General features: G+C 54.3%; 17 protein-coding genes, 1 tRNA gene and 1 pseudogene. 5 read left to right on the top strand and 14 right to left on the bottom strand.

Going from position 1 to position 20,182, the window contains the following annotated elements; all coding sequences use genetic code 11:
- Positions 1-138: 138 nt before the first annotated feature.
- From GHO41_RS17935 to GHO41_RS17910, 6 genes are all read right to left on the bottom strand, one after another.
- Positions 139-3,159 carry a GLUG motif-containing protein gene (locus tag GHO41_RS17935; RefSeq protein ID WP_153434268.1) on the bottom strand — a complete coding sequence of 1,007 codons (3,021 nt, stop codon included), beginning with the start codon at positions 3,157-3,159 and terminating at the stop codon, positions 139-141.
- Between the two features lie 73 nt (positions 3,160-3,232).
- Entirely contained in the window at positions 3,233-4,843 is a 1,611-nt protein-coding gene (locus GHO41_RS17930; protein ID WP_218580264.1) for a ShlB/FhaC/HecB family hemolysin secretion/activation protein, read from the bottom strand.
- Positions 4,844-4,937: 94 nt separating this feature from the next.
- A complete protein-coding gene (locus GHO41_RS17925; RefSeq protein WP_153392022.1) occupies positions 4,938-5,636 on the bottom strand; it encodes a molecular chaperone in 699 nt (232 codons plus the stop codon).
- An 11-nt stretch (positions 5,637-5,647) separates the two neighbouring features.
- On the bottom strand, positions 5,648-8,176 hold the full coding sequence (locus tag GHO41_RS17920) for a fimbria/pilus outer membrane usher protein (protein ID WP_256678796.1): 2,529 nt from the start codon (positions 8,174-8,176) through the stop codon (positions 5,648-5,650).
- Positions 8,177-8,424: 248 nt separating this feature from the next.
- A complete protein-coding gene (locus GHO41_RS17915; RefSeq protein WP_153434267.1) occupies positions 8,425-9,177 on the bottom strand; it encodes a molecular chaperone in 753 nt (250 codons plus the stop codon).
- 23 nt (positions 9,178-9,200) lie between these two features.
- Positions 9,201-9,761: a fimbrial protein gene (locus tag GHO41_RS17910; protein WP_153434266.1), complete on the bottom strand. Its 561-nt coding sequence runs from the start codon at positions 9,759-9,761 to the stop codon at positions 9,201-9,203.
- A 359-nt stretch (positions 9,762-10,120) separates the two neighbouring features.
- On the opposite strand from GHO41_RS17910, the gene GHO41_RS17905 reads away from it, so the two are divergent.
- Entirely contained in the window at positions 10,121-10,750 is a 630-nt protein-coding gene (locus GHO41_RS17905) for a response regulator transcription factor (protein WP_153391991.1), read from the top strand.
- A 59-nt stretch (positions 10,751-10,809) separates the two neighbouring features.
- Here the strand turns inward: GHO41_RS17905 and GHO41_RS17900 are convergent, their stop codons facing one another.
- The 6 genes from GHO41_RS17900 to dapA all read right to left on the bottom strand — a co-directional run bounded on the left by GHO41_RS17900 (position 10,810) and on the right by dapA (position 15,856).
- Entirely contained in the window at positions 10,810-11,244 is a 435-nt protein-coding gene (locus GHO41_RS17900; RefSeq protein ID WP_153391989.1) for a hypothetical protein, read from the bottom strand.
- A gap of 913 nt (positions 11,245-12,157) precedes the next feature.
- Positions 12,158-12,247, bottom strand: a tRNA-Ser gene (locus GHO41_RS17895).
- Between the two features lie 92 nt (positions 12,248-12,339).
- Complete coding sequence (gene purC / locus GHO41_RS17890) at positions 12,340-13,053, bottom strand: phosphoribosylaminoimidazolesuccinocarboxamide synthase (RefSeq protein WP_048368685.1); 714 nt, start codon at positions 13,051-13,053, stop codon at positions 12,340-12,342.
- 28 nt (positions 13,054-13,081) lie between these two features.
- On the bottom strand, positions 13,082-13,840 hold the full coding sequence (locus tag GHO41_RS17885; RefSeq protein WP_153434265.1) for an MBL fold metallo-hydrolase: 759 nt from the start codon (positions 13,838-13,840) through the stop codon (positions 13,082-13,084).
- 4 nt (positions 13,841-13,844) lie between these two features.
- Complete coding sequence (gene bamC / locus GHO41_RS17880; RefSeq protein ID WP_153329612.1) at positions 13,845-14,960, bottom strand: outer membrane protein assembly factor BamC; 1,116 nt, start codon at positions 14,958-14,960, stop codon at positions 13,845-13,847.
- Positions 14,961-14,977: 17 nt separating this feature from the next.
- Positions 14,978-15,856, bottom strand: coding sequence for a 4-hydroxy-tetrahydrodipicolinate synthase (gene dapA, locus GHO41_RS17875; RefSeq protein ID WP_153434264.1), 879 nt, complete (start codon positions 15,854-15,856; stop codon positions 14,978-14,980).
- Positions 15,857-16,184: 328 nt separating this feature from the next.
- Here dapA and GHO41_RS17870 point away from each other — a divergent pair, with 328 nt between their 5' ends.
- Together GHO41_RS17870 and GHO41_RS17865 are read left to right on the top strand one after the other, a co-directional pair.
- A complete protein-coding gene (locus GHO41_RS17870; protein ID WP_048368689.1) occupies positions 16,185-16,745 on the top strand; it encodes a glycine cleavage system protein R in 561 nt (186 codons plus the stop codon).
- Between the two features lie 14 nt (positions 16,746-16,759).
- Positions 16,760-17,233, top strand: coding sequence for a peroxiredoxin (locus tag GHO41_RS17865; protein ID WP_123750256.1), 474 nt, complete (start codon positions 16,760-16,762; stop codon positions 17,231-17,233).
- A 144-nt stretch (positions 17,234-17,377) separates the two neighbouring features.
- Here GHO41_RS17865 and queF read toward each other — a convergent pair whose 3' ends face one another.
- Both queF and GHO41_RS17855 read right to left on the bottom strand, forming a co-directional pair.
- The gene (gene queF, locus GHO41_RS17860) at positions 17,378-18,208 is read right to left on the bottom strand and encodes an NADPH-dependent 7-cyano-7-deazaguanine reductase QueF (RefSeq protein ID WP_153329614.1); all 831 of its coding nucleotides are present in this window, start codon (positions 18,206-18,208) and stop codon (positions 17,378-17,380) included.
- 69 nt (positions 18,209-18,277) lie between these two features.
- On the bottom strand, positions 18,278-18,814 hold the full coding sequence (locus GHO41_RS17855) for a plastocyanin/azurin family copper-binding protein (RefSeq protein WP_178126540.1): 537 nt from the start codon (positions 18,812-18,814) through the stop codon (positions 18,278-18,280).
- A 153-nt stretch (positions 18,815-18,967) separates the two neighbouring features.
- Here GHO41_RS17855 and GHO41_RS17850 point away from each other — a divergent pair, with 153 nt between their 5' ends.
- Both GHO41_RS17850 and GHO41_RS17845 read left to right on the top strand, forming a co-directional pair.
- Positions 18,968-19,648 (top strand): heavy metal response regulator transcription factor, encoded by a 681-nt coding sequence (locus tag GHO41_RS17850; RefSeq protein ID WP_153434262.1) that lies wholly within the window; start codon positions 18,968-18,970, stop codon positions 19,646-19,648.
- Positions 19,648-20,182 (top strand): annotated as a pseudogene (locus tag GHO41_RS17845) (two-component sensor histidine kinase); the annotation flags it as partial. The gene GHO41_RS17850 and the pseudogene GHO41_RS17845, both read left to right, overlap by 1 nt.

The following is a 20,182-nucleotide window of genomic DNA, read 5'->3' as shown; positions in this document are numbered from 1 at the left end:
ACACGCCACCAGCCTTTCGCGCGTTATCACGTTGATCTCCATATTGCACTCCAACGCTCACAGGCTCTAAATACGTGGCTCTGCTGACGCAGAGCCACGCAGTCGCGGTTAAACCAAAGTACTTATTCGCCTTTTAACTTAACGAATAGTGCCTTGATTAAAACCTACAAACGGGACCAGCGCGGCTTGTCCAGAGACACCGTTATAGAACAACTCGCCGTAGTTCATACCCACTAGGCCGCCATAGGTTTGACGGTAAGCTGCCGGCAAGAAGTTAACCTTTCCAGAAGCCACCGACTGTCGAACATTACCCATGTTCAAGCCCACCAGACCTCCCAACGTGGCATAAGTGCTGGCAGCGATAGAGCCGGTAGACGAGGCGTTGGTGATGCGAGCGTTGTTCTGACCTACCAGACCGCCCACGACGGCGCGTACACCGCCTTGCACGTTACCACTGGCTGACGCTGACTCTATGGAGCTGGAGGAGTTGTTGCCGTTCGTACCGACTAAACCGCCCGCGAAGCTATTAACTCCCGCGACAACCGCACCGCTGGACTCAACAGCGCGCAAGGTGCCGTCGTTAAACCCGACCAGCCCACCCACATGGCTGTTGCCATAAGCCGTTGTCTTGCCCCGAGCTACAGAATGGGTAATGGTGCCATGATCGTTAAAACCTACCAGCCCACCCACACGACTGTTATTGCCTGCACTCACACTGCCCGTTGCTTCGGCAACGTCGATGCTGCTATTCACGTTATTACCGACCAGGCCACCGACGTTTGCGCCATATGAGTCGCTAACGCCACTGCTGGCCTTAACATTCATCAGTGTGCTGTTTTTGTTGGTCCCCACCAAACCACCTGCGCCGATAGAACCTGATCCAATCACCAAGCCGCTGCTGGTAGATTCAGTAATAGAACTATTGAGGTTAAGCCCAACCAGCCCGCCCACACTGCCCGCACCGGAACTGCGGACCGCACCCATCGCATTAGTGCGCTCAAGGGTGCCATTCTCGTTGTAACCCACCAGCCCACCGACATTCAGCCCCGCACCAGTACTGATCGTAGAGCCGCTGCTGGACGAGTCCGCGATGTAACCTGCATTGTTGGCCCCAACCAAACCGCCAACCCCTCCACTGACGTTACGCTGCATGGCGCCACTGACATTGGATTGGGAAACACTATTGGTGATTGTCGCCAGTCCCCACACGCCAGTAGTGTTCTCGCCCACCAGGCCACCGATCGAGGTAGTGTAAGCATTACCGGTCACTACGCCTTGGGAGGAGCTGTTATCAATGGAGCCGCCTAAATTGCGCCCCACCAAACCGCCCACGCTGTTGTTACCCCGCCAATAAGCAGCCACGTTGACATTCTGAGTCGACACATTGGACACCGTGCCAAAGTTCACCCCTACCAGACCACCAATCGAAGAAGTGGGTGTCGTCACCTGACTTCCCGTGATGGCCATGGACATCAGCTTAAGGTTACTAATACTGCCGGACGAAGCAGAAAACAGCCCCAGATTGGCACCGCTGTTGCGTACTGTCAGACCGCTAACAGTGTTCCCCAGGCCATCAAATACCCCGCGGAACTGGGTGTTGCCGCCAATAGAGTCAAAGTAAACTCTGTTGGAAATACTATTGCCCAGTACGTAAAAACCACTGAGGTTGGCGTTAACGTTCTGCAATTGGGCAACGTTCTGGATCACGTTGTAATAAGTACCGTTAGATTGGTACGTAGCCCCGGCGGCTGACAAGGTTACCTGACCGTCTTTGCCCAAGTTTGAACGCCCGCCGTGGTTCAGGGTCATGCCGCTGTTGAGACCGGTCAAAGACACTTTGCTATTGAGGTTGGCATCGCGCTCGGCATCAATAGCCACGCGCGCACCCGCGCCTGTGGCTGTCAAAGCACCATTAAGATTGATATCACCTGCCGATTTCAACGTCAGACTGTTACCACTCTTCCAACTGATGGGGCCCGTGAGCGTCAGATCACCATTCCTGCTGGTCACTTCAATATTAGTGCTCGCCAGGTTACGGGTAAGGGTGTCGCTAAAGGTGGTTACGCCCGCCGTCGCTGCTGTTGGGCTGATAGTGACTTTGTCGGACGTAAGCTTCCAAGTGCCGGTCTGGCCATTGCTGGCAGCAGTATTGACTTGAGTGCCCAGTTGGGCCTCAACGTCAGCCCCCTTGACCTCAATCACGCCACCATTGCCATAGCTATTCAGTGCGTTTGCCGTGAGTGCTCCACCGACGCGCACAACACCCACATCACCACCGTCAAGGGTGATCTTGCCAGCTGAGCCATTGAGGGTATTGGCTTCGATAGAACCCTGATTATTCACCACGGCCTGTAGCATGTTGCCGGCACTTCGAGCCGTCATTAGTACTTGGCCACCATCGGCCTTTAACAAGCCGCCGTTTTGGGCCAGCGCATTCACGGCTGCAGCATCAACTTGCAAGTTGAGCAAATTATTGCCGTCAAAGTTAACAGTGAAATCCGATCCCGCTCCCAGTGCAACACGGCCCATCTGCGCTTGAATGACGCCATCATTGCGGACATTAGAACCCAACAGAGCAATGTTTCCACCTGGTGCAGCAGTCAGAGTCCCGTTGTTAACAATCTCTGCATTGGACACACCGCTAAAGTGGTAGTTGCCAGCCAAAAAGTCAGCATCGCTGATCGCTTGCGTCGAGGCCACCAAGCTACCGACGTTGACCTGAGCACCCTGACCTACAACCACACCGTTAGGGTTGACCAAGAACACTCGACCATTGGCATCCATTTGACCGTTGATGCTACTTACATTAGTACCGGTAACACGGTTCAAAGCAACCGAGGAAGAGCTGGGCTGATTGAAGGTGACCCGTTGCCCAGCGCCAATACTGAAGTCGGTCCAGTTAGTAATCAGCTTGTCACTGTGCTGATTAATGGACATTTGCGAGCTACCGTTAAAAACCAGAATGTCACCCTGACCGGACACCACAGTACCTCCAGTCGGCAACGCAAAGGCAGGCGCCATGGCGCCCAAACCCAAGGCAGCCAGAACAGCCACAACCCCTAGCTGACGACTGGATTTAGAACGGCGACGTGCGCCTTCCTGAGTCACATTCCAGCAGCCTAACGCCTGATTCCAGACCAATGCATAAACCTTGTTCAAAGTGCCATCCTCTTATCATTACTAATGCCCTGCACCCTTGCAGAACACCCGGTCACTCCAAGTGCGCAAGCACTCAGAAATACTGTGTGGCGTTCACCCAGATCCTGGGGTCTTGGTGAGGACCATCGTCTTGTTCTGTACTGCGAATTGGCCAAGCCGCCGTCAGGCTGATTTGCTGCCCGATACCACTCCAAGTGGCACCCACGCCACCCGCCGTCATTGCACGGCGATTGTTTTCCGAGGTCCAAGGACGCTTGTTGATATCCACTGCGCCTTTATCGACAAAGGCACTCAGTTGAACGCCAGAAAATGGCAAGTAACGCAGCTCCATGCTGGCCTGCCAGCCCTGATCGCCACTGCCTGTACCCAAGGCATAAGCGCGTACCCCGCCGGGGCCGCCGAGGCCAATTTTTTCAGAACTGTCCAGGTTGGTACTGGCCCACTGCGCGTTTAGTTGGCTGTAGAGATGCCAGCGCTGACTCAAGCGCTGCAGGCGCGCGACACTGAAGTTAGCCCGGTCAAAATGACCGTCGCTCCCGGCGCTGCGCCGGTCAAGGCTCTGCTCAAGTTCGTCGCCGATATTCAATCGCCCGCAGCTGTAGCTGAGGGAGAACAGGCTTTGCCCCCCTCCGAACCACAGGTCGCGATTGTTACTGTTAAGCCCCAGCGTCCACAGTTCCACACGCTTGGGGCTACTCAGTTCAAACAGATCGATATCGTCTTGTAGATGCTTGGTGTCGTACTGCACTTGTGCATTGAGGTTGAACGTACGACTGCGAATAAGCGGCTGGGACGCATAGGCGCTGCGCACTGTGGCTTTGCCATTGGCCTTGAGCACTTCAAATTTTTTGCCTAACCGGTAAGTCATTTCGGAGTAAGCAACACCGACTTGAGTTGACCAAGGCCCTACCGGCAACCTATAGCCTGTGCGGTAGTAACGTTGAGACTGATTGCTTCCCAGAACCCGCAGACTGAACTCATCCCCCAGGCGCAGAGGGTTATTAAGGTTAAAACTGGCGCCAAGACGGTACTCACCAGTGTATTGACCGCCATAGTTGTCAGCCTCCAGGGTGCCGGTCGCCCAAGGGCCTGGATCGGCATCGACCACCAGATCGGTACTTCCTCGCTGCGCTCCAGGACGTAGCGTGCCTTTGACCGTAATGCCCGGCAGATCACTGAGTAGCAACAGACTGCGTTCTAGATCAGCGTCATAGACAATCGCACCTGGCTTCAAAGAAGACAGGGGTTGATGCAATACGCTATCAAGGGTGCGAGAACGATTATTCACTTCGATACGATCGAAATGCCCTTCCATGACTTCAATGCGCACCACACCCTGCTCAATATCTTGTGCAGGTAGAAACGCTCGTGCCAGAACGTACCCGTGGCTCTGGTAATAGTCAGTAATACGTTGCGCCGCAGCCCGCAGCCCGGCGAGATCAAGAGACTCCCCCCGTAAGTCGGCCACTAGCGCCAGCAGTACCCCATTGGAGAACACCTGGTTGCCTTCAAGAAGGAAGTTCTCCACGGTCAAACGCATCCCGCCATCGTTCGAAGGCGGTAGCGCTGGCCGCGTGGGGCGAGGTATTTCCAGATCGACATCTGAAGGCTCTTGAAACGCTGGTTGCAAAGACTCGATGTCACGTATGGCCTGGCCCGCATTAGGCACTTGGGCAAAAGTCATCAACGGCAACAGGCTCACCAATAACAATGCCCACTGCCCGCCCTTCCTCACCGTGGATCTGCGATCTCTTTTGCCAGCATCTGAACTGTCGGCCTTAATCCTTGTGTAGTGATGCACGCACACTGACGGTCTCCCCACTGTCATCAACAAAGTCATATTCCACAAACGAGCTGTCACGCCCCTCGGGCAGCGCAACGCTTGCCGTACCAAAAGGGTCGACGGTGATGTTCCGCGCCACCGGGGTCAGGTTCATGGCCCCTTGGCGCAAAGCGGTGATTGATACGTAAAACGGCGAAGGGTTTTCGGCGCTCAAAACCCTCCCTGCCGATAATTTCCATACAACGTGACGCGCCGCCGTCTCAGCGGAACCAGGTAAACCAGGAGGGCGAAATAGCAACTTCATACGCAAGCGATAAGACAAACGCAGCAAGTGGCCACTGCTGTCTGGTAAGCGCGGAACTTCCAGGAAGTTGATCCAAAACAGAGACTCGCGATCACCAGGCAAAGCCTCGCCCGTGTAACGCAGTTGCAATGCTTTGGTTTGTTGTGGATCGAGCCGCACAAGGGGCGCTGAGACGACAAACGGCACCGTTAACAAGCTCGGATCTATCCGCGGGTCACCTTTATCCAGCCAGGTTTGCGCCAAAATCGGTTGCTCACCGGAATTACCCAAGCGAACCGTGAGGGTTTTCGATTGCCCCGGATAAACAAAACGCGTGCCGGTGACTGACAAGGCTGCCTGCGAGCAAACACAGAAACTGACAAGTACCAATGCGCCCACGCTCAGAAACATCGCCTTGGGCTTCAAAAGTGCAACTCTTGCGCTGAACGCTTGCCAAGTTCTGAAACGGGACGGCAAGGTAACTCCAACAAGTCATAACCACTGTTTTTCCCGGCAGGACGCTCGGGCAACTGGTAATCCACCTGACACTGTTGATCCCGCTCTTTACCCCACTCGACACGGATCGTTCCTTGATCTTTTTCGGATCGAATAACCAATCGGCTACCCTGCCCTACAGCTCCGATGGTTTCGCCAGTCTGGACGTCGATAGCCGTTGCGGCGAAAGGCAGGCGATCACCATTGACCAACCTGCTATTGATGAGCACTGGCCGCGCACGCAGGGTTGGATAATCAAGCATCACCACCGCCCCGGCACGCGGGACCACACTGCGCGAGCTGACCTTAAGCTCTACGTCATCAGGCATGCCATTAGGGTCAATATCGACGTTATTCACCTGATAAGGCGTCAGGCTGTTCAACACTGCGTAGCCACGGCTATCAACAGTGGTCACGCCATAACCGACTTGTGCGCCCTGCGCATCTGGCGCTCGAATCACCCCAATGGTTTCACCTAGACTTTGGGATAACGTCACACCACCGGGGTGAGCAATAATGGCCCCTGAGGCACTCAAGGAACCTTGTTGGTAGTCACGGCCACGCGAAACGCTTGCGCCCAGCGAAACCTTAGGTAAGCGATAGTTAAGACTGGCGTTATTAGATACGTCATGGTTTTGACCGTCGCGCGCGACTGATAACGCGTACGCTCCCTGACCAGACTCATCGATAACGCCTGATAAGCCAGAGGACAGGTGGGTCCCCGAGTAGTTATCGCGGCTTGCAAAACTAGTGAGCGTCGTTCCTCTATTAGGCTCGCGACCCAATGGAATGGAGACACTTAAACTGACCATGGTGTTGGCGTTACTACCCGCTCCGCTTGCCCAGTAATCTGCGCCACCTTGTGTGCGCTGCGCCGCAAGGGTGTAGGTATTACCACGCCATTGATTGCTATAGCCCAAAGAAAAACTCTGAGTCTGGCTGCTCTGATTCCAATACTTAATCGATGAGCCACTCAGGTAGAGACTGCCGCCGAATTCACCGAATCGTTGGCTGATGTTCATATCCAGACGGCTGCGCGTACGTGCATAGTCGGCAGCTTTGAGCGGGTCGCGCGCGATCACATCTTGTAAGGCAACAGCGTCACGCAACCCCAAGTACCCGGAGGTGGAGTAGCGATAAGCAAGCAGTGAAAAGTTCGTACCACTGGCTGGAAGATTTTTACTGTAAGACAGCCGCACACTTGAGCCTTGCTGGCGCTGGTCGTTACTCAGCTCAGTCTTGGCCAACGTCAGATCAACGGCAAAGCCTCCAATGGGAGTATTAAGCGCCGTGCCCAACATGCCGGACATATAGTCACGGGTCAGCGCGCTTCCTCCGTAAGCTGTCAACTCGTTATCCAAGCCGTGTTGAACAGTACCTTGCAGCATGAAAGGTTGTGTGCCTTGTATGCTTTTATCTATCACTTGCCCGGCAGTTGCGCTGTAGCGAGTACGCCCAGGCCGAAGTAACTGTACGGTGGTCGCAAAGGGCACCATGAAGGAACTTTTCTGACCGTTTGCTTCGGTGACTGTGACTTGCAAATCACCACCAAAACTAGCCGCTTGCAGATCACTGATTTCAAAGGGACCAGGCGCTACTGTCGTCTCATAAACAAGATAGCCGCGCTGATAAATCGTCACCCTTGCATTTGAACTGGCCGTTCCTCGCACTACCGGCGCATAGAAACGCTGACGTTGTGGCAACATGCGATCGTCGCTCTCGACTTGAACGCCACGAAACGAGATGGCATCAAAAAATTCACCACTGGTCGAACTCTCACCCGCCAGTAACTGCGCATTTAATTTCGTCAGATCGGTTTGTGCATAAATATTACCTCGCTGATAACGCTCCCCCGTTTTAGGCGACCATACGAGGCTACCTGTGTGCCGAAAGCGCACACTGGCGAGGTTCAGCCCCATGTTCAGGCCTGCATAACCATTGGTATAACGCACACCATTACTACTGGAGGTAGACAAATTAGTGTCATAACTCAGTTGGGCGGCCGTCACGCCTTGATCCCATAAAGAGGGATCGACATCCTTACTTGATGAATCTCGAGACAAGTAATACTCAGGCACAATCATATTCAATGTTTGTTCTGCTATATCAACTTTAACCGAGACCCCCGGAACATAATCTGCCAGGTTTTCACACACTAACCCTTCTGGCAGAGGTGAGCGCACAGTCACACTGCGTACTAAGTCAATACCCATCCGCTCGAGCAAAGCCCGGTCATAACACAGGTGCGCATTTTGTTGCCCTGGGATGTTTCGTAGTTCAATATTTTGCACTCCCTGCCAGTTACCGTTGACCAACATATCAAGGCGATAATGACCCGCTGAGATGAGGTTTGCTTTCTCAAAGCGAGAGGTGTCAATCCCCTCTACGCTAGAGCCTTGGACCAACATTTGCGAATCGAAAACTATATCTTCAGGATTAACTTCTGGCTTTAGCATGGGCTCACCTGTTGCCATAGCTGACATCTGTGCATGAGAAGGTCCCGCGTGAACCAACATAAGAAAAAACATCATCGTCACGAGCACGCCAACCATTGGCTTATGCACATAACGATGCTTTCTCTTAACGCACAGCAATGTTGTCCGACCCGTGATAGCAGGTCGAAGCAAAGGGCATATCAACATACTCAGTATCCAGAATTCGCTCTTGCGCCAAGACGTAACGAGTGCATTTCTCTACCTGACAACTATTTAGCTAACGGTTTCTCTATTACCCGTCGACCGCCATAGTCGTTAATAACTTCATACTGAACCGATGCCTTCTGATATGGCGAGGTAATAGGCAGAGACAAAGTAAACTGAGCCTTACCAAAGGGCTCAACCATTCCAGTACCTGCGGGCGTTAACGTAGCTTTAAACTGTGCCCCAACACGCCCAAAAGACACGTAATAAGGTGAGGGATTAGTCACCTCCAGAACAGCATTACTTTTGCCTTTGCCTGCAACATTACGAATAAGTTTCCACGTGAGTGAATCAGCAGCACCGGAAGCATCCGGGCCTAGCGAATCGGGACGAAAAAAAAGCTTAATACGGGTGCGGAAGGAGAACTGTAAAACTGTTTCGTCAACGGAGCTGCGAGGAGGCATCTCTAATACGTTTAACCAAAATAACGACTCTCGGTCTGTCGGCAATTGAGGCTGTGCGGAGCTGATGCGCAGAACCGCTGTACTCCCCGAATCGACTCGAGTCACCGCTGGAGCAACGATAAAGGGGACTTGCAAATCCTCTGGCAGCGCGTCAGATTGCCCATCATCCACCCAACTTTGAACTAATACAGGAGCGACACTAACGTTATTAATTCTTAATGTGACCTCACGACTCTTTTCCGGAAAGACAACCCGTGTGCCCTGCACAATAATAGCGCCTTGAGCAACGTTGACTAAAAGCCCCATAAAGATGGCGCCGATGACAAAGGCATAAGAACATTTTATCGGCGCCATGGCCTACCTCCTATCCAATACTATTACTGATAGGAAAGGGTGTATCGAACATGCGAAATACCTGAGCCTGGTGTAACGCTGGCAGCAGTAGACACATATGATGCCTTATAAGACAACGTCGCCTTATTATCTGCAATGGTGGCAACTTGAGGCACTGCTTCAGCTTCGCCTAAAGGGATTTTCGCACCGCCCGGTGTGTCGTTGAATACTTGAATCTGTACACCTGTGGCAGAAGAGGTGCCAGTGAGTTTCAAGTTCCCAGTAACCGAATCAACATTACCTACTTGATCAAAAGCGATGGAAACCTTACTGTCGTTTGTGCACGACGCTCCCGAAAGTTGAAGTTTAAAAGGCACAAAGCTCGATGCCGTACCAATACTTGTAAAAGTACTAGGAGACACCCTACCCAAATCAACGTTAGTAATATTACCTTCACCAGGACCTTTGCCATTGATATCGCAGGTGACATCAGTAATGCTACCCGAGAAATTCACAACACCATCAACAGCATAAGACAACGAAGGAGCCATCAGAACCAAAAGCGAACCAGCAGCCATGCATTTTTTTAGCGACATGATTTTCATTTAACTTCCTTTTTACATTATCCGAGTCAAAAATAATCCATTAGCTCGCTCCAACCCAAGACCAAACATTGTCGGAGCTCGCAAAGCCCTAATACCCAGCACACCCGAGAAAGAGCTAAATAACAATACAACTCCATTGGACCAAACACATTAAGACTCCACCGAATGAACATTCAGATAGTACTCAATCTGGCTTCAGATACTTCTGACCCTGCACCAAGGCAAACTAAAATCAGCTATCTCATCCTAAAATAATAATAACTATCGACGACGGCCCACGACTTATGGCACATTCACGCGCCTGCGCTTTCTGAAATAGCTCATGTCACACCACTCAGGCATTAAAAGGACGTTTGCCAATGGGTAATATTGTTATTGTTGATGATCATCCGTTGGTGCGTATGGCACTTCGGTGCCTGCTGGAACAACATGGGCACAGCATAATGGCGGAAGTGGACAATGGTCTTGAGGCAATTCAGTGTGCACGCACCTGTCAACCAGACATCGTCATACTTGATCTCGACATTCCAAAGCTGGATGGACTTGCCGTAATGTCACACCTGATGGCCAATCATTTCTCAGTCAAAATACTTATCCTCACCTCCAGCGCTCCCGAAAATTTCGCAGCCAGGTGCTTGAAGGCGGGTGCCAGCGGTTTTATGAGTAAACTCGATGCGTTAGATGAAGTGGTTGATGCCGTCAAGGCGCTAATGAGCGGCCGTACATTCTTCCCACAGAGCGCACTCCAGGCGCTGCAGGAAAGCTTTCCTTTAGAGCACACCAACACACCCACAAAGCTAGTACTGACCAACAGAGAAACAACTGTACTGCGTTTACTTGGACAGGGCAAAAACAATCAAGAAGTAGCAGCGGAACTATTTATCAGCCATAAAACTGTTAGCACCTATAAAGTCCGACTATTGAAAAAATTCAACACCACTCACTTGGTGGCAATGGTCGACGCTGCTCGACGAATGAACTTTATTTAATTCATACCCAGCAGGCATGCCAGCCCTGTGACATCATGGCTTTTTATCGCTAAAAAATTTTAATTTTCCTCAGCTATCAAAACTGCAAGCGACTTATCTAATTGACAGATTAGCCACTTAATCCGCTTAGATAACTCGACCAGCACCACCCACGATTCATTTACGCAAGCGCTCTCCATAAAACCACAATGTTTAACGAGAGATTCATATTTGAATACACCGGCCGAGCCCAAAATCTTATGTGCACACTTGGCCACCCATATTCTGTCTCTTGCGTCGACTGCTGCCAGCAATACGTCGACATCAGACCTATTGACGCTGCGTACTTGCTGAATAAACATTAATAACCTACCCCGATCACCCCGAGCCAAGTATTTAACGGCACTGACGGCACACTCTGCTCCCTTGAAACCTGCTACCAAGCGCTTTGAATCGCCCATACCATCAGGAAATATAACATCATGATATTGAGCGTACCGAAAAAAAGAATCCATACAAACCTCCGCTTAAGCCTACTAAAATTACATTTCAGAGAGTGTTCAACCCAGCCAACAAACACTCAATATCTGCTCCCGTATTTTTACAGAAAATACTCAGCACCTAATTATTATTCATTAATAAACAAAATAGAATCAGCGGTTTCTGAAATTCGAAAAACTTAAGTATGCGAGCATCTACGACCCTAAAGCCCAACAGCCATAGCCCAAGCGGCATAGGGCTTATCACCAAACTTCATATACATTCTGATACCCCCCACTCAACACACTGGCCATTCCCAACTTGTTGTTTAGATGGATTAATATTCATTTACCAAAGCCAGAATGAGGCAACACAAGCAGGCAGAAGGTGGCCCAATGGTCTTGAGCAGCATTGAGGTGTGAATCCTCGTCCGATCGAAACGACAAATAGCCAAATAACGCCGTGTCATACCTCGGCTAGTACGCGCAGGGCGTTGTATTGATTGGATTCGGTAATGAGAAAGGCTGAAACGAGCGCAGGTGCTTGGGAGTGTGATAACAATGCAGACCCACAGGCGGGGGCACCCGACCACCTATATAGCCTCACGCTCAAGCTACGACCCAATGTAGCAGGCTCACAAATGGGAAACTGCAACCGCCGTAAGGATCTGCACCGGGCGACTCCAGGGGCTGAAGTTATTTGAGAAGCACTCTAGTGCTGCTCGGTACGCCCTCATGGGCGTCGCACAGGTCTCTGGATGCGCCGCCAGGACTCAAGTTGTTCGTTTTACGCCTGCTTAGACGCTCAAGACGAGACTTACAGCCGCGCTTCACTCCACTGGCTGTGGCCAGCTTACGGCAGGTCTGTCGCCACGAGATTGCGTATACGCTGGACACAGAAATGCAAAAAGCCCCGTAGCTTATTCAGCTACGGGGCTTTTCTATGTAATGGCGGAGAGATAGGGATTCGAACCCTAGGTACTGTCGCCAGTACAACGGATTTCGAATCCGTCCCATTCGGCCACTCTGGCATCTCTCCAACGGCGCGCATCATAACAATGCTTTTGATTTCAGGCAAAGCCTTTTTTCAAAAAAATCGCGTGCTATCAGTTGCTTGCGCGCGTTTACAGCTTAAAGCGGGACGCCGAGGCGGTTTGCAACTTCTTCGTAGGCTTCGATAACGTCGCCCAGGCCCTGACGGAAACGGTCTTTGTCCATTTTCTTGCCAGTGGCTTTGTCCCACAGACGGCAGCCGTCCGGGCTGAATTCGTCGCCCAGGACGATGGTGCCGTCGTGGAATACGCCGAATTCAAGTTTGAAGTCGACCAGCAGCAAGCCAGCGTCGTCGAACAGTTTGTTCAGCACGTCGTTAACTTTGAGCGACAGTTCTTTCATGCGAACCAGTTGCTCGGCTGTGCCCCAACCGAATGCCACTACGTGGGATTCGTTGATGAACGGGTCGCCCTTGGCGTCGTCCTTGAGGAACAGTTCGAAGGTGTAAGGATTGAGCTTCATGCCCTCTTCAACACCCAGACGCTTGACCAGGCTGCCTGCCGCGTAGTTACGCACAACGCATTCAACCGGGATCATGTCGAGCTTTTTAACCAGGCATTCGTTGTCGCCCAGCAGTTTGTCGAATTGCGTCGGCACGCCGGCGGCTTCGAGTTTCTGCATGATGAAGGCGTTGAACTTGTTGTTCACCATGCCTTTACGATCGAGCTGCTCGATACGCTTGCCATCAAATGCTGAGGTGTCGTTGCGAAACAACAGGATCAAGCGGTTTTCGTCGTCAGTCTTGTAAACCGATTTCGCTTTACCGCGATAGAGTTCTTCACGTTTTTCCATGATGGGCTCCGCATGCTAAGTAGGTGGGCTAGGCGATTGTGCGCCAGTCGAGCCCTGAATCTTGATCCGCCAGTTGCAGCCAGTCCGGGTCGCACCCAAGGGTGTCGACGAAACATTGTCGGGCCAGCTGCGGCAGGTTGTTCTTGCTGCTGAGGTGGGCCAGCACCAGGTGTTGCAGGTCTTTCCAGCCCAACTCGGCCACCAGGTTTGCGGCCTGATGGTTGTTCAAATGTCCTTCCTGACCACCCACTCGCTGCTTGAGAAAGTAGGGGTAGTGACCACGGGCCAGCAGGTCGCGGCAATGGTTAGCCTCGATCATCAGTGCATCCAGATCGCGGTAGCTGTGCAGCACGCCCGCGCAATAGGAACCCAGGTCGGTCAACAAGCCAAAACGCCGCTGACCATCACTGAACACATATTGGGTGGGCTCCTGAGCATCATGTGCCACACGGGTCACACTGATGGTCAGAGCGCCGATCTGCAGCGTCTCACCGTCTGCCACGAAACCGGCCGGCTCCAGTGGTTTGCGCATCCCGCGCTGAGTGCCACGACTCATATACACCGGCAAATTGTAGCGCCGAGACAGCAAACCCACGCCATGCACGTGATCGGCATGTTCGTGGGTTACCAAAATCGCGCTCAGTTTGTGTGGGCTGACGCCTAACCGAACCAGGCGGCGCTCGGTTTCTCGCAACGAGAAACCGCAATCGACCAATACATAGGTGCTGTCGCTGGCTATCAGCGTGCCATTCCCTTGGCTACCACTGCCGAGAACGGCAAAACGCATAAAATTAGCCCAGGTTGTCTTGAATCTCGCTCAACACTTTGCGCGCCACTTCTGGCGATGCGCTCTTGTTGATGTTCTCTTCAACCGTCACTTGTACGCTGTCACCGACCTTGCTCAGGCGAACCTGATAACGCTGGGCACGGGCTTCAACTTCTTCCTTGCTCGGCTTGCCACCAAAGAGACCGGAGAAGAAACCAGGTTTCTCGTCTTTCTTCTCGGCTTTTTCCGCCAGGTTGATGTAGTACAGGCCCAATGTGCGGTTGATGTCTTCAACGCGCCAATCGCCTTGCTCAAGTGCACGACCGACACTGGACCAGGCACGATCGAGGTCTTCGGTGAGGCTCAGTACAGGGTTGCCGCTGCCGTCTTCGCTCAAGGTGACACGCGCCGGGGTATCGAAGTCACGGGCTGCCAACAACGACACCGAACCGCCTTTCTCGGCGCTGCGGCTCATGCTGATCAGCATTTCGTCAACCAGGCCCGCATCCAGACCGGTGTTCACCGAGTTCTGAGTGAAATCAACATTGGCGGTGCTGCCCGCCGGACGGTTGGCGCTGACCACGTAGATTTCGCTGGTGTTGCGCTGCACGCCTGGCTCGATGCGCACCCGCAGACGGGTTTCGCTGTCGGCAGCCAAGCCGCTGCTGGTCACGTGACGGGCAATCGGCGAGGACAATTCGCCAGCCTGCTGCCAAGCGGTGGTGAACTCGCCGGTTTGTGGGCGCTGCTCGTCGATACGGAAGCCGTTGTCCTGGAAGAATTGCATCGCAACCGACCACACCTCGGACGGCACGTGCTGCGCCAACACCCAACGGCTGTCGCCGGTTTTTTGCAGGCTGTAGTCGCCGGAGCTGGTAATCGCCGCCAAAGGTTGTGGACGTGGCACGACAAACTCGCCCTTGACGTTGTCATCCGGCACGTTGGCCGGAATCGGCAACAACGGCACCAGGCGCTTGTCAGTGACAACGCCCGGCGGCAGTTTCATCGGTGCAGTTTCTTGAGCTTGCAAATAGTCGCTGCCACGGTCCCGGAAGTACCCATCTGGGCCCCACAGCCAACCGCAGCCGCTGGTGCTTGAAATAATCACGGCTAGTGCGGAAAGTCCGGCCAATCGCTTCATGCGTAATGCTTCCTCAATTAAACCAGGACGCCGGACTGGCGCATGGCCTGCCGCAGCGGTTCGTGACAGGCTTCGCTGAGCCAGGTGAGCGGCAGACGGATACCGTCCGGCATCAAGCCCATCTCATGCAGCGCCCACTTCACGGGGATCGGGTTGGATTCGATAAACAGGGTTTTATTGAGCGGCATCAGTTTTTCGTGAATCTTGCGGGCCGTGTCAGCATCGCCACGCATCGCAGCGGCGCACAGGTCGCTCATGTCACGCGGGGCAACGTTGGCGGTCACCGAGATGTTGCCTTTGCCGCCGAGCAGCATCAGCTCTACAGCCGTGGCGTCATCACCGGAGTACACCAGGAAATCGCTGCTTACATGGTCCAGGATGGCGCGCACGCGGGTCAGGTCGCCGGTGGCCTCCTTGATGCCGATGATGTTATTCACTGTCGACAGGCGCACCACGGTTTCTGGCAGCATGTCGCACGCCGTACGGCCCGGAACGTTGTAGAGGATCTGCGGGATATCAACCGCTTCGGCGATGGCCTTGAAGTGCTGATACAAGCCTTCTTGGGTCGGCTTGTTGTAATACGGCGTCACCAGCAGGCAAGCATCTGCGCCCGCGGTCTTCGCGTTGGAGGTCAGTTCGATCGCTTCACGCGTCGAGTTGGCGCCTGTGCCGGCAATCACCGGAATACGCCCCGCCACCTGTTTGACGACGTAACGAATCACTTCGATGTGTTCGTTCACATCCAGAGTTGCTGATTCACCTGTGGTGCCAACGGCAACAATGGCGTTGGTGCCCTCTTGCAGGTGAAAGTCCACCAGTTTGCTCAGAGCGTCCCAATCAAGACGTCCTTGTGCATCCATAGGTGTGACCAGTGCCACCATACTGCCCGCAATCATGCAACCGCTCCTGCCGGAAAAAGAGAGCCGTAATGGTACTGGCGCCATGACCCTTGCACAAGCAACAGCGCGCCTCATGAGCATTCCCCTTCGCGTTGCTTTTCGCTACCCTTCATCCTTTGATTGGTACTGATGTGTGCGAACGTCTGTTTTACGGGCCTTTATGTCAGCATTTCACACCCTGCCCCCACGCCACAGAACGCAGTTTGCCGCGTGTGCAAATTGCCTGAAAAGGCCTGCTGGCGGGCTTTTGCTGTTTATAAAGGGCCTGATTTTCGACTCGCACGTCATCGACCGTACTGACCGCTCATCGTTTTAGGAAGGCTGCATGTCCACCCCCACAGTCCGCGAACAATTCCTTGTCATCAGTGCACTCGGCGCCAATCCCATGGAGCTGACTAACGTCCTGTGCCGGGCCAGCCATGAAAATCGCTGCGCGGTGGTGACCTCTCGTCTGACTCGCCACGGCGAATGCAGCGCGCTGGTACTGGAAATTTCTGGCAGCTGGGACGCCCTGGCCCGCCTTGAGGCCGGCCTGCCCTCCCTGGCAAAACGCCACGCCTTCAACGTCAATGTTGTGCGCAGCGCGGCACTTGAGACTCGCCCGCAAGCACTGCCATACGTGGCTTATGTTAGTTCGGCCTACCGCTCGGACATCATCAACGAGCTGTGCCAGTTCTTCATGGACCACAACGTTGAACTCGAAAACCTGACCTGCGACACCTATCAGGCCCCGCAAACCGGCGGCACCATGCTCAACGCCACGTTCACCGTGACCTTGCCGCCCGGTGTGCAAATCAGTTGGCTGCGCGACCAGTTCCTGGATTTCGCCGATGCCCTGAACCTCGACGCGCTGATCGAACCGTGGCGCCCACAGAACCCGATGTAAGGAAGGAACCCCTCATGGCCGTTGCACTTGACCAACCCGTAAGCGACTTCCAGATCCCTGCGACCGGCGAGAAAACCGTTAGCCTGTCGGCCCTCAAAGGCAAACAGGTGGTGATTTACTTCTACCCCAAAGACAGCACGCCGGGCTGCACCACTGAAGGCCAGGGCTTTCGTGACCACTACGCCGAGTTCCAGGCAGCCAATACCGAAGTGTTTGGCGTATCACGGGACAGCCTCAAGTCTCACGAGAACTTCAAGGCCAAGCAGGCGTTTCCATTTGAATTGCTGAGCGACAAGGACGAAGCCCTGTGCCAGCTGTTTGACGTGATCAAGCTGAAAAAGCTCTACGGCAAGGAATACCTGGGCGTGGATCGCAGCACCTTCCTGATCGACAAGGACGGCGTCCTGCGTCACGAATGGCGCGGCGTTAAAGTGCCAGGGCATGTTGAAGCGGTGCTGGAACAGGCCAAGCAACTGAACCAGGCCTGACCCGGTACGCATGACCTGGGATCTACACCCTGTGGGAGCGGGCTTGCTCGCGATGCCGACAACTCGGTCTATCTAATACACCTTGTTGGCCCAATCGCGAGCAAGCCCGTTCCCACATGCTCGCTCCTACACGATCAAATCGTTTTACTGACGCACCAACCGCAGGTTGTTGAATTCGACCGTTTCGGTACTGCGGTACGGGTTGATGTCCAGCCCGCCACGGCGCACGTAGCGCGCATATACGGTCAACTTCTCGGGTTTAAGCAAACGCTGCAAATCGAGAAAAATCCGCTCGACACACTGCTCATGGAAGTCTGAGTGCTGGCGAAAGCTCACCAGATACGCCAGCAAACTGGCGTGATCCAGCGAGGCACCACGGTACTCCACCACCACGGTGCCCCAGTCTGGCTGGCTGGTGACCGGGCAGTTGGACTTGAGCAAGTGGCTGTACACGCTCTCCTCCACAACCTGCGACGGGTCGCACTTGAGCAACTCAGGACGCGGGTGCGCGTAATCGCTGACCGTAATGTCCAGATCATCAATGCATACACCCGGCAAAACGCCTACGCCATCTGCTTGAACGTCATTCAAACTGCGCACGCGCACGCTCACAGGCTTACCAGAGGCGGCTGACAAATCCGCCTGCAAGGTGGCTTCCAGGGTTTGCGTATCGGCAAACACGGTCTGGTTCAGCGAGTTCAGGTACAGCTTGAAGGACTTGGACTCAACGATGTTCGGCGAATCGGCAGCAAAGGCGAATTCGCCAATGGCCACCACGGGCTTGCCCGAGGGCAACAGCCACGACAGTTCGAAGCAGTTCCAGAAGTCCACTCCCACATAAGGCAGCGTGTCGGCGCTCAGCCCAAGCTCCGCCCATTTCGCCGCACGCGGGATCGGGAACAGCAAGGACGGGGTGTAGGTACTGATGTATTCACTGGACTTGCCCAGCGGCGAATGTTCGGCTGCGGGATGCATGACAAAAACCTGGCTAGAAAAACCCGGCAATTCTACAGGCTTTCAGCCCCCGCAGACGATCAGACCGATTTAAGGTGCAACTTTCAGCTGCCCCACCATGCCCGCCTGATAATGCCCGGGCACATTGCAGGCAAATTCCAGGTTGTCGGTGTTGCTAAAGGTCCAGGTCAGTTCGGCCGTTTTACCCGGCTCCACCAGCACGCTGTTAGGGTCATCATGCTTCATGCCCGACATGTTCATCCCGCCATGCCCCATCGCCGAGTGGTCCATACCCGCGTGATTGATGCCGGTGGGCGTCAACATGCCGCTCTGCTGCATGTCGAGCATCTCTTTTTGATGCGCCGCGTGCATGGCCGCGTGCCCCAGGTTGAATTCGTGCAGCAATTGGCCTTTGTTGACCAGCACAAAACGTACGGTCTCGCCGGCTTTTACATCCAGCGTCTTGGGATTGAAGGCAATGTCGGTCATGTCGACTTCCACCGTGCGCGTGGCACTGGCGGCAGGCGCCGGATGACCAAAGTCAAAGTGTTCCCCCGGCGAGGCCATGACCGGCAAACTCAGCGCCAGCAAACAACCCGCAAGAGACAAACGCTTGTGTACCGTCATACTTACCTCCAGAAACATGCAGTCAGACTTTGTACCACCTTAAAGCGGCGCGACTGGCATTCAACTGACCGCCAGATTACAACTTTGTAAGCTTGACCCTACGAACAAATCCGCCCTGTATAAGGCTGAGGTGAATTTTGTGATGAGTTGCCCATGAAACTGCTGATTGTCGAAGACCAGGCCAAAACCGGCCAATACCTGCGCCAAGGCTTGAGCGAGGCAGGCTTTACCACCGAACTGGCCACTGACGGCATCACTGGCCAGCATTTGGCCCTGACGGGCGATTACTCGCTGTTGATTCTCGATGTAATGCTGCCCGGTCGCGACGGCTGGCAGATCTTGCAGGCGGTGCGCAGCGCCGGGCTGGATATTCCCGTGCTGTTCTTGACCGCCCGCGATGCCGTTGAAGACCGCGTGCATGGCCTGGAGTTGGGGGCCGATGATTATCTGGTCAAACCGTTCGCCTTTTCCGAGCTGCTGGCCCGGGTGCGCAGCCTGTTGCGGCGCGGCAGCAGCACCACTCAAGAAACCAGCCTGCAATTGGCCGACTTGCGCCTGGACCTGATTCGCCGCCGCGTCGAGCGCGCCGGTCTGCGCATCGACCTCACAGCCAAAGAGTTTTCATTGCTGGAGTTACTGTTGCGCCGCCAGGGCGAAGTACTGCCCAAATCGTTGATCGCCTCGCAAGTGTGGGACATGAACTTCGACAGCGACACCAACGTGATCGAAGTGGCGATTCGCCGCCTGCGCCTGAAAATCGACGACAACCATGAACACAAGTTGATCCACACCTTGCGCGGCATGGGTTACGTGCTTGAAGAGCGCGCGCCCTGATGCGGCGTCTGTCACTGAGCACTCGCCTGGCCCTGCTGTTTGCCGGCTGCACGGCGGTCGTCTCGTTATTTGCCGGGGTATTGTTTGGCCGCGCCAGCGAGATGCACTTCGTCGAGCTTGATCAACAACTGATGGAAAGCCGGCTCGCGGTCTTGCGCGGCACATTGCATGGCGTGGATTCCCTCGACATGTTCAAGCAACGCTTGCCGGTACTGCTGCAAGACCTCAGCCATCAGCCCGACCTGGCGGTACGAGTGCGCGGCCCGGACGGGCATCTGTGGTTTGACAGCTCGACGCGCTTGCCGCTGGAGTTGCCTACCCAGCCGGGGCTGGGCAGCCTGCAGATCAATGGCACCGATTACCGGGTCCTCAACCCTCGCACTGACAGCCCTGATGCGCCGCAACTGACGTTATTGCTCGACATCACCCATCACCAGCACTTTCTGCAACGCATGCAGCACTTGATCTGGATGACGGTCGGACTTTCGGCGCTGGCCACCGCCCTGCTCGGCGCCTGGGCGGCCCGTAGCGGGT

The sequence above is a fragment of the Pseudomonas sp. FSL R10-0399 genome, from assembly GCF_009600165.1.
Lineage (GTDB): Bacteria > Pseudomonadota > Gammaproteobacteria > Pseudomonadales > Pseudomonadaceae > Aquipseudomonas > Aquipseudomonas helleri.
The sequence above is the reverse complement of the archived record's forward strand: the minus strand, read 5'-3'. Positions and strand labels throughout refer to the sequence as shown.